At 43.2% G+C, this 10,334-nt stretch carries 8 protein-coding genes; 5 read left to right on the top strand and 3 right to left on the bottom strand.

The genetic code is table 11. The annotated features are described in order from the left end of the window. A partial coding sequence (locus ACJ751_RS29235) for an STN domain-containing protein (RefSeq protein WP_407749084.1) occupies positions 1-406 on the bottom strand: 406 nt, incomplete at its 3' end. A gap of 1 nt (position 407) precedes the next feature. Then, positions 408-1,121 carry a hypothetical protein gene (locus ACJ751_RS29230; protein WP_407749083.1) on the bottom strand — a complete coding sequence of 238 codons (714 nt, stop codon included), beginning with the start codon at positions 1,119-1,121 and terminating at the stop codon, positions 408-410. A gap of 587 nt (positions 1,122-1,708) precedes the next feature. On the opposite strand from ACJ751_RS29230, the gene ACJ751_RS29225 reads away from it, so the two are divergent. The 4 genes from ACJ751_RS29225 (at position 1,709) to ACJ751_RS29210 (ending at position 6,983) form a co-directional block, all read left to right on the top strand. Beyond that, positions 1,709-4,636 carry an FAD-binding and (Fe-S)-binding domain-containing protein gene (locus ACJ751_RS29225; protein WP_407749082.1) on the top strand — a complete coding sequence of 976 codons (2,928 nt, stop codon included), beginning with the start codon at positions 1,709-1,711 and terminating at the stop codon, positions 4,634-4,636. 592 nt (positions 4,637-5,228) lie between these two features. Next, positions 5,229-6,263, top strand: coding sequence for a sensor histidine kinase (locus ACJ751_RS29220; protein ID WP_407749081.1), 1,035 nt, complete (start codon positions 5,229-5,231; stop codon positions 6,261-6,263). A 1-nt stretch (position 6,264) separates the two neighbouring features. Then, entirely contained in the window at positions 6,265-6,882 is a 618-nt protein-coding gene (locus ACJ751_RS29215) for a LytR/AlgR family response regulator transcription factor (RefSeq protein ID WP_407749080.1), read from the top strand. Then, a complete protein-coding gene (locus ACJ751_RS29210) occupies positions 6,807-6,983 on the top strand; it encodes a LytTR family transcriptional regulator DNA-binding domain-containing protein (protein WP_407749079.1) in 177 nt (58 codons plus the stop codon). Before ACJ751_RS29215 ends, ACJ751_RS29210 begins: the two co-directional genes overlap by 76 nt. A 51-nt stretch (positions 6,984-7,034) precedes the next feature. Here the strand turns inward: ACJ751_RS29210 and ACJ751_RS29205 are convergent, their stop codons facing one another. Continuing rightward, positions 7,035-7,520: a hypothetical protein gene (locus ACJ751_RS29205; protein ID WP_407749078.1), complete on the bottom strand. Its 486-nt coding sequence runs from the start codon at positions 7,518-7,520 to the stop codon at positions 7,035-7,037. Between the two features lie 349 nt (positions 7,521-7,869). On the opposite strand from ACJ751_RS29205, the gene ACJ751_RS29200 reads away from it, so the two are divergent. Next, a partial coding sequence (locus ACJ751_RS29200) for a carboxypeptidase regulatory-like domain-containing protein (protein WP_407749077.1) occupies positions 7,870-10,334 on the top strand: 2,465 nt, incomplete at its 3' end.

The raw sequence follows: 10,334 nt of genomic DNA, 5'->3' as shown, positions 1-10,334 counted from the left end.
TCTTTTTATCGCCATAATAGGGTGTTGTTCCCTGCAGGCTATCGCCAGTGGGGGCAGAAAAGAAACCCGGCGGCAAAGCGGTTTTTATGGTAGCTCCTTTGGTGAGCAATACATATGCTTGTTTTTCAGGTATGGCAAAATGATATTCAGAATTGGCAAATACCAGCTCCAGTACTTTTTGCAGCGATACGTTGGTAACGGATATACTAATCCGCAGGCTATCGAACTGGGCGGGGTCGTAGTAAAAATGATAGCCGGTTTGCGATTCAAGCTCCATAATGAGGCTATCGATGGGCGCGCCCTGCATGTCGATGCTCACCCGTTTAGCTCCAGGTTGTGCATATGCTGAAAAGCTCACCCCCAGGAAAAGAAGGTTACAAATAATAAGCAGTTGCAGTTTTCTCATGTTAATTGATTATCGAATCGTAATAGACAGCAGCTTTCAGTATGGTGTTTTCCGGGTCTTTGCGGAATTTGATCCTGTTTTTGCGGAGGTATTGTTTTACCTGCGGCGCTTTATCTTTTAAAACGGTTAACAGGCTTTTATAATTTTTGATGGCATAATAACTGTCTTCTTTCTGAATAAAAGCAGGATTTGTTGCAATGAATTCCCGTTCTATTTCCTCCTTTACTATTTCTTCAATAAACTTTCTTCTTTTCACCAGCACTTTTGTGTTGCCGGTATATAATTTATCGTAGAACCCACCGGTAATGGGGGTGCCGGGCATGCTGTCCAGCCGAATGAAGTGATGATTGAGCAAATTGAATGATTGTACTTTGGATGAGATCAGGCCAATTTTGAAAAATCCATCGAGGTGTTGAATGACTACCTGATCTTTTAACAGATCATATAGCATGGGCACATTGGCAAACTCCAGTTCATCATATACAATAGTGCCAATTGACAGCTCATTTTGCAAAAAGTAAGCAAATCCTTTTATTTTATATGAATAGCCTATGTGTTCAACCCCATTGTATAAACGGGATTGCTTCTCAATAAAGGAATTATAAATATCACCGGCTTTTACAATGATGGGTATTGTGGCAGGAGTGTTTTTTTGTGCCTTTCCCGACAGGATGGTGGCCACAAGACCAAAGACTAAAGCAGCATGTTTTAGCATTATACAGTTAGTTTTTGCATACCTATGCCTGTATTACCAGATTTCTGCGGTAAGTGTTGCACGGCAGTAATGAATTCCGGTAACCTTTCGTCAATATTTTCCCTGATGGAACGCCTGCGGTTTTGGACTTACAAGATAATCAATGTGATGGATGTAAGCAGGAACCTTAATGAAAATTAATTTAAAAAATGTCATTACAACAATCATATTTTTCTTTTTTTAGTTTGAACCGGATCAATAAAGGATTATTTCGGTTGTAATAACCAGTTACCAGAGTTGGTAAGGCGAAAGGTGACATAGAACCGTCATGTTCTGAAGGATAGCTTAACCGGTTTGCCAGCCTGCCCGACGAGTCGGGATTACGGGGCATCAGGAACCGGTACCCGGCCACCAATAACTTGTGGCTTAAGGGACAATTTTTATACAATTTCCTGGGAAAGCCCCTAAATGGATTTTTCTTAATCAATTGAGTATTAGGCAAATAATTTTTGAAAATTATCTAATATTTTGCCCGTTTGTGCCAAACCAATCGTAATGAAGTAAATTTGCCCGCCGCATGCGCGGCCCCCAATCAAAGGAGAAGATTCATGAACAATTTGTTACAACAGTTGGCTAAGGACCTCGAAGGTGAATTGTATTTTGATAAAACAATGCGGGTTTTGTATGCCACAGATGCTTCGGCTTATCGCGAAATGCCTCTAGCTGTTGCCATACCGCGAAATGTAGATGACATTAGGAAACTTATCAACTTTGCTCATACCAATAAAACATCACTGATACCGCGTACGGCAGGCACCTCCCTGGCGGGACAGGTAGTGGGAAATGGCATTATCGTAGATGTTTCCAAAAACTTTACGCAGATACTGGAACTGAACGCCGCCGAAAAATGGGTACGCGTTCAACCCGGGGTTATCAGGGATGAGTTGAACCTGTTTCTGAAACCACATGGTTTGTACTTTGGCCCTGAAACTTCCACTGCCAATCGCGCCATGATCGGTGGCATGGTGGGCAATAACTCCTGTGGTTCCAACTCGGTAGTTTATCGCAGCACCCGCGAACATTTACTGGAAGTAAAAGCGATACTCAGCGATGGTTCCGAAGCGGTGTTTGCTGCCATGGACATCGAGGATTTTCATAAAAAATGTGAAGGCGCCACCCTGGAAGCCAATATTTATAAAACCATTCGCAGCCTGTTAAGCAATTACGATAACCAGGTTGAGATAAGAAAGGAATTTCCAAAACAGAGCATCGAGCGCAGGAACACTGGGTATGCCATGGATGTGATGTTGGAGATGGCGCCGTTTACTGCAGGTGGACCCGAGTTTAATTTTTGCAGCCTCATCGCCGGTTCTGAAGGTACCCTGGCGTTCCTTACCGAAATAAAATTGAATGTAGTGCCATTGCCACCTAAAGAAACCGGGTTGCTTTGCGTACATTTTAATTCAATTGATGAATCGTTACGCGCCAATTTGATTGCGCTGAAATATAATCCACGCGCCAGTGAGTTGATAGACCATTACATTCTTGAATGTACCAAGGATAACATTGAGCAACGCAAAAACCGCTTCTTTGTACAGGGCGATCCCGGCGCTATCCTGGTGGTGGAATATGCCGGCGCTACCCGCGAGGAAATAACTGCCACCGCTCAAAAAGTGGAAGCAGAAATGCGGGCCGCCGGTTTGGGTTATCACTTCCCGCTGTTGTTTGGCGACGATACTAAAAAGATCTGGACTTTACGTAAAGCCGGCCTGGGCTTGTTGAGTAATTTACCGGGCGATGAAAAAGCCGTACCGGTAATTGAAGATACTGCCGTGGATGTAAACGACCTGCCAGCCTACATCCGCGACTTTAACGAGATCCTGAAGAAACACAACCTGTACTCGGTGCATTATGCGCATGCCGGTTCAGGTGAAATACATTTACGTCCCATCATTAATTTAAAAACGGAAGAAGGAAATGCGTTGTTCCGCATCATTGCGGAAGAGATTGCAACCCTGGTAAAAAAATATTCCGGTTCATTAAGTGGTGAACATGGCGATGGCCGTTTACGCGGTGAGTTCATTCCGCAAATGGTGGGGGAGAAGAACTATCAATTACTGAAGCAGGTAAAATATACCTGGGACCCGGATAATATTTTCAACCCCAACAAGATTGTGGATACGCCATCCATGAACAGCATGTTGCGGTATACACCGGGTCAAAAAACACCGGCGTTTAAAACGGTGTTCCGGTATCACAACCAGGATGTGTTGCAGCACGCTGAACAATGTAATGGTTCGGGCGACTGCCGCAAAACGCATTTATCGGGTGGAACCATGTGTCCTTCCTTTATGGCCACCCGCAATGAAAAAGACACTACCCGCGCCAGGGCCAACATCCTGCGCGAAATGCTTACACATTCCGACAAGGTCAATCGCTTCGATCATAAAGAGATCTATGAAGTAATGGACCTGTGCTTGAGTTGCAAAGGCTGTAAGTCTGAATGTCCTTCGAATGTAGATGTGGCTAAACTGAAAGCAGAGTTTTTGCAACAGTATTACGATGCCAATGGCGTGCCGATGCGTTCAAAGCTGATTGCCAATTTTTCGGCATCAGCAAAACTGGGCGCTCTTGCCCCTGGGTTATACAACTTTGCTGTTACCAACCCGGTAATAGGCAAATGGATAAAACAGTTCTCAGGTTTTGCCGTAAAGCGCAGCATGCCCACCTTGTATAAAACCACCTTACTAAGCTGGTACAAAAAGAACAAGGCAGAGGGCAGAAGGCAGAAGGCAGAAAGAATACAGAAAAAGGTTTATTTGTTTTGTGACGAATTCACCAATTATAATGACACAGAAATAGGTATAAAGGCCATTCAATTGTTGGAGAAACTGGGTTATGAAGTAGTGATACCCCAGCATTTGGAAAGCGGCAGAACCTGGTTATCGAAAGGGTTGTTACGCAAAGCAAAAGAGATCGTCAATAAGAATATTGCGCTCCTTCACCCGATAGTTACTGAAGAAACGCCGCTTATTGGTATTGAACCATCGGCTATTCTCACCTTCCGCGATGAGTACATTGACCTGGCTTCGGATGAACAACTGGAAGCGGCTCGTCAACTGTCAAAAAATGTATTCACGTTCGAAGAATTTATTGCCCGCGAAATGGAGAAAGGCGCTATTCGCAAAGAACAATTCACTACTGAAAAGAAGGTGATCCAGTTACACGGACATTGTCAGCAAAAGGCCTTGTCATCAACCGCCCCATCAGTAAAAATGATGTCATTGCCGGAGAATTACACCGTGCAAACCATTCCATCAGGTTGTTGCGGTATGGCCGGTTCATTTGGCTTTGAAAAAGAACACTATGATCTGTCGATGAAGATAGGGGAACTGGTATTGTTCCCAACGGTTCGTAAGCAACCCGAAGAAGTGATCATTGCAGCGCCCGGTACCAGCTGCCGCCATCAGGTATTAGATGGAACCGGTAAGCATGCCCTGCACCCCGTTGAGGTATTGTTTAATGCGCTTAAATAAGTATTGAACTTTTTGAATATAAACCCCGTCCCGGCTCTGCCGGGATGGGGTTTTGTTTTTGAAAGCCTGTGGAAATAAGACTTTTCCTGTTAAAAACAGTTCTGTTCTATTAAGAAAAAGTCTTTTTTAGATAAAAAGGAAAGGGTTCTTATTGAAACAAGTATTACTCTACACGTATATAAATAAAAGTCTCATGAAAACAGAATCAATTCTCCTGAAAACAATATCAATTCTCAATTAAACAAAGCTTTTCGTTTCAAAAAAATGTTCTTCTTATTAGGAAAACATACTTTTTTTGTCAGGAGAAGTTCTTTCTTCGACAGGAGTTGCTTTTTTTTCGTGAAAACAGCATTGGTTTTATTGAGAACGATAGCTGTTTTCGTGAAGAATTATTCCGTTTTGACTAATAAACAATTTCTTATAAAAATGCTCAAAGCATGCCGGTAAAATGGCCGCAGTTTTGATAGCTCAAAATCTGAGGGTTGAACCGAAACTGGTAACTGGCTTGCCGTTCGTGGTACAGATCTGTCGTTTGTCTAAGAATGCCCCGCATTTTGTTGATTATAAGGTAAATTAGGTAAGAATTCGGGGTATGAATTACAACAAAAGCAATGTCAGGTTACCTGTTTTATTTTGGCTGCTTTACTTTTTGTACGAGTGGCTGGGGCAGGCCTCATTGTCCAGTGAATACCGCCGTTACTTCATAAATGCCTGCGCCATTGTACCCATTACCGGCATGGCTACCTGGTTTACCATCCAGGTGCTGATAAAGAAATTTCTGCTAAAAAAAAGGGTTGTTGCTTTTCGCATCGGGTTTGTGATCGGCGTAGTGGCGTTCACCCTTGCACGCAGGGCTTTTAATTACTTTTATACCTATCCCCGTTATTGGCCGGAAGGATTAAAGACCACTTCTTACTGGTGGTTTCCCAAACTCCTGATAGAGGGCGTAAACATTTACCTGATTGTAGCCCTGTTTACCATGTTCTATTTTTTGCGGGCCTGGTACGAGCAACAACGGCTTGCCCAGGAACTACAGCGCGATAAAGCCATTGCACAACTGGAATTGTTAAAGAACCAGGTGCAACCCCATTTTATTTTTAATACGCTTAATAATATTTATTCGCTATCACTAAAGAACAGCCCCGGAACTTCAGACCTTATATACCGGTTATCATCCCTGTTGAGTTATATGCTGTACGATAGTCGGCAGGAATCCATTCCCATAAGTAAGGAAATGGAATATATTCATAACTATATTGAACTGGAGAAGATACGGTATGGCGAACGCCTCGATGTAGCGGTGAATTGTTTTGATTCGGTTGACCAGTTCACGATTCCGCCATTGCTGATATTACCATTGGTAGAGAACAGTTTTAAACACGGCGTTAGTAATGATGTGGGCAATAGCTGGATCCGCGTTGATCTTTCGGTAAAAGATGACTGGCTTACTGTAAAGATCGAGAACAGCCGCATAGCAGATGCCTGTAACGGCCATGCTGTGTATAAAGGCATAGGAATGGAAAATGTAAAAAAGCGCCTAGAAATTATCTATCCCGAACAACATGAATTTAAATACATGAGCGAAGGTCAGTCGTTTTTAACGATCCTGAAAATTAAAAAAAGCTAGGGTGAAAATACAATGTCTCATAGTAGATGACGAGCCACCAGCCCGGGAGTTGCTGGCATCGTACATCGAAAAAATGGATGACCTTGAAATAAGCGGCCAGTGCGGCAATGCATTGGAAGCATTTGCCTTTATTCAAAAAAATCCGGTTCATATCCTCTTCCTCGATATTCAAATGCCCCGCATGAATGGGTTGGAATTGATAAAGTCATTACAGGAACGGCCACGGATTATTTTAACCACTGCGTATCGCGAGTTTGCCGTAGAAGGGTTTGAACTGGATGTGCTCGATTACCTCGTAAAGCCCGTAACGTTTGAACGGTTCCTGAAGTCTATTTCAAAATACCATCAGTATAATATCCTTAAGCAGCCAGCAGCCATCGAGAACCGGGAAGAGGCGTTTGAGAAAGCGTATATGTATTTTAAAGTGAACAAGGAGCTGGTGAAGATCTTTTTGAAAGAGATCATTTATATTGAAAGCTTAAAGGACTATGTAAAAATAGTTCCCCCGGCAAAAGTGTGGTCACGTATCAGCGTATCGGGTATATGGAGGAAAAATTACCGGAGAATAAATTTGTCCGCATTCATAAATCGTACATCATTTCCGTTGACAAGATCGTAAGCTATAATAACGAAGAAGTGAATGTGAATTCCATCTCGTTACCAATAGGAAGGAATTTTAAACAACAATTTTTGAGGAGCCTGAAGTCGGAGATAAGTTGACATGTTAACGAGTTAACAAGTTAACTTGTCAACATGTCAACTCGCTTAAACCTATTCACACAATCTAATAGTATTAGTGCTTTCAGTACTAAATCTTATCAGTCTGCATTTATTGGCTTTATTGAAATATAAGATCATGATACCATAGTTGGTTTGGTAAGCATCCCAACCTGCATCTTTCATGGCAGGGTTACCCAATGTTTTGAACAAACTGCCGCGGGGCGATCCAAGTAAAGGCACGCTGAGTTTTCCCTTAAAGCCTTCCGTAATTTCCACATAGTGTCTGCTGGTATAAAAGGTAATGCCTTTGTCTTTGTAGTAAACCGCTTCACCGCACTTAGCGCTGTCGGGAGTAACGCTGCTAAAGCAAGGCCATTTTGCTTTGATTTGGCCGGCAATGGTATTGGCTTTAAAACCATTTACTTTTCCATCTAAAAGGTCTACTTCAAAAGGGGGGCAGGTAACGGCGGCTTTTAATTGAGCCATGGAAACAGTGGCCAGGCAAATAAAAGCAGCGAAAAGGCTGATCTTTTTCATATTAGTGATTTTTAAAGGGGACGCATCCTGGGTTTTTGCAGGGTGGCGCCTACACATATACAAAATCCTTGCTAGAAAATAGAAATGCGCTGGTTACGGGAAGGAAAATATCATATACAATCAATTTATTTTACTTAAATTAGAATACTGTTAATTGCAACTATCCGGATCGTGTTCTACGAAACAGCGCATGGGAATTCTTCTTTCCCTTTTGTAAATCCGGGAGCCCTACCTTCTGTAAAATGCACAGGCATCGTTTAATCTGTATCTCATTTTCCGTGCAAGATCCCTTCCCTTCAACAGTAAGAGAAACAGCAAGACTGGTATTCATAAACAAAACAAAACTGCTATGAAAAGAGATGCTCAGCACATTTTTACGCTGCTTGTATTTTTATTATGCTCACCGGCTTTATTTTCCCAGGTTACCACCGCTACATTGAGTGGCATTGTAAAAGACCCCAAGGGCGCCCCGTTACCATCGGCAACGGTTGTCATTGAATTCCCCGATGCAGGTTTCAGACAGGCATTGGCAACAAAGGGAGATGGCCGTTTTACTGTGCCTAACCTGCGTGTTGGCGGTCCCTATACCGTTACAGTTAGTTTTATAAATTATCAGTCATCAGTTACCGATAATGTTTTTCTGGAGCTGGGGCAGAATAATTCAGTAGAAATTCAATTGCATGAAAAAGCCGCCGAACTGGAAAAGATAACAGTGACCGGCAGAGGAACTATTTTTGATAATAAAAAAACCGGCGCTTCAACCAACATCAATAGCCGGTTAATAAAAACATTGCCTACCATTAGCCGTTCGGCCGACGATTATATTCGGTTAACGCCATCGGCTTCATTTACTTATAATGGACTTTCTTTTGCGGGCCGGAACGGGCAATACAACAACTTCTCGCTCGATGGGGCGGTGTTCAACAACCCGTTCGGATTGGATGCGCCTACGCCGGGCGGACAAACCGGCGCCCAGCCCATTTCGCTCGACGCCATCGATCAAATACAGGTAAACATTGCACCTTATGATGTGACCCAGGCCGGCTTCACCGGGGCTGGGGTGAACACGGTAACCAAATCGGGCAGTAATAATTTTACCGGAACTGTATATGGATTTTACCGGAATGAATCACTCACGGGATCAAAGATTGAAAAGAATAAACTGGTGTTGCCCGATCTGAAACAACTGCAGGCAGGTTTTGCCCTGGGTGGTCCCGTTATAAAAAATAAACTATTTTATTTTGTAAGTTTTGAAACCGAACAACGGAAAGACCAGGCATCTTCCTATGTAGCCCAAAATGGCTCCAACGTTGGCAAAACCAATACCAGTCGCGTGTTGGAATCAGACCTGAATCAGGTGAGTGGTATTTTAAAAAGCAAATTCAATTATGATACCGGTCCCTACCAGGGTTTTACCCTGGACCAGACAAACTACAAATGGCTGGTTAAGCTCGATTGGAATATTACCGATAAGCATCGATTATCATTTACCTATAACGGGTTAGATGCGCATAAAGATAAACCCGCTCATCCCAGCGCTATTGGCCGCCGGGGCCCCGATTTTACAACGCTCCAGTTCAGGAACTCGGGATATGAGATCGTGAACAGGCTGCAATCGTTTGGCGCCGAGTTGAAATCAACATTTGGCAGCGATTACGCTAATAAATTAAGAGTGGTGTATACAACATTCCGGGATAAACGCAATCCCTTCTCCAGTCCATTCCCGGTTATAAATATTACCAAGAACGGGGTACGATATATCATTGCAGGGGAGGAACCGTTTTCCATCAACAACCGCCTGAACCAGGATGCCTTCCAGATCACCGACAACTTCAACATGTTCTTTAAAGATCATACGGTCACTGCAGGCGTTTCTTTTGAGTCGTTCAAATTCGCCAACTCATTTAACTTAACCGGATATGGACCCGCTATATTTTCTGATGCTGATATAAAAACGTTTAGCGACAGTGTACCTGTAAGCGGAAATTACGTTTTTGACGCTTACCCATTGGACTATGATGTTACCTATGCCCGCAACAGGGCTGCTGCCGCCCAGTGGACCTGGTATTATTTAACCGTTGGACAGGCATCTGCCTATGTGCAGGATGAATGGCAGGCGGCCGATCGTTTCCGCATAACGCTTGGTTTGCGCATGGATATTCCATTTTATTTCAATGCCAGCTATCGCAATCCAATTGTGAATGCTGATGGTACTTTCACCGGCAAATACGACGAAGGCAAACCCACTTTGCCTAATAAGGATAACCTGACCTTATTTAATAAAGATGGTAAACCGATCACCAATGGCCCCGGTAAGGATGTAGATAACACCAGATTGCCGGATAAGAAACCATTGTTCTCACCCCGTTTAGGATTTAACTGGGATGTAAAGGGTGATAAAACGGTGCAGGTACGCGGCGGTACTGGTTTATTCACCGGCCGGTTCCCGTTTGTGTGGATCGGCAATCATATCGGAAATCCATACAGAAGTTTCTACAATGTTACCGATCGTGATTTTAAATGGCCACAGGTATGGCGCTCCAATATTGGTACTGATCTGAAGATCCCGTTTGGAACTATATTCACGGTTGATTTTGCCTATACCAAAGATGTAAATGGTATGATGGTGCGTAACTATAAACTGGGAACGCCCACCGGCACCCTGAATTCAGGAACAGGCGATAAACGAAAAGTATACCTGCCAACTGACCAGGGTACCGACAACACCTATGCCTTTACCAATACCAGTGTAGGTTATCAATTCAATGGTACCTTCCAGGTACAACAATTTTTTAAGAATGGATTATACGTTAT

The sequence above is a fragment of the Niastella sp. genome (assembly GCF_045805085.1).
In the GTDB taxonomy this organism is placed as follows: Bacteria; Bacteroidota; Bacteroidia; order Chitinophagales; family Chitinophagaceae; genus Niastella.
This window is presented reverse-complemented; position numbering and strand designations above follow the sequence as displayed.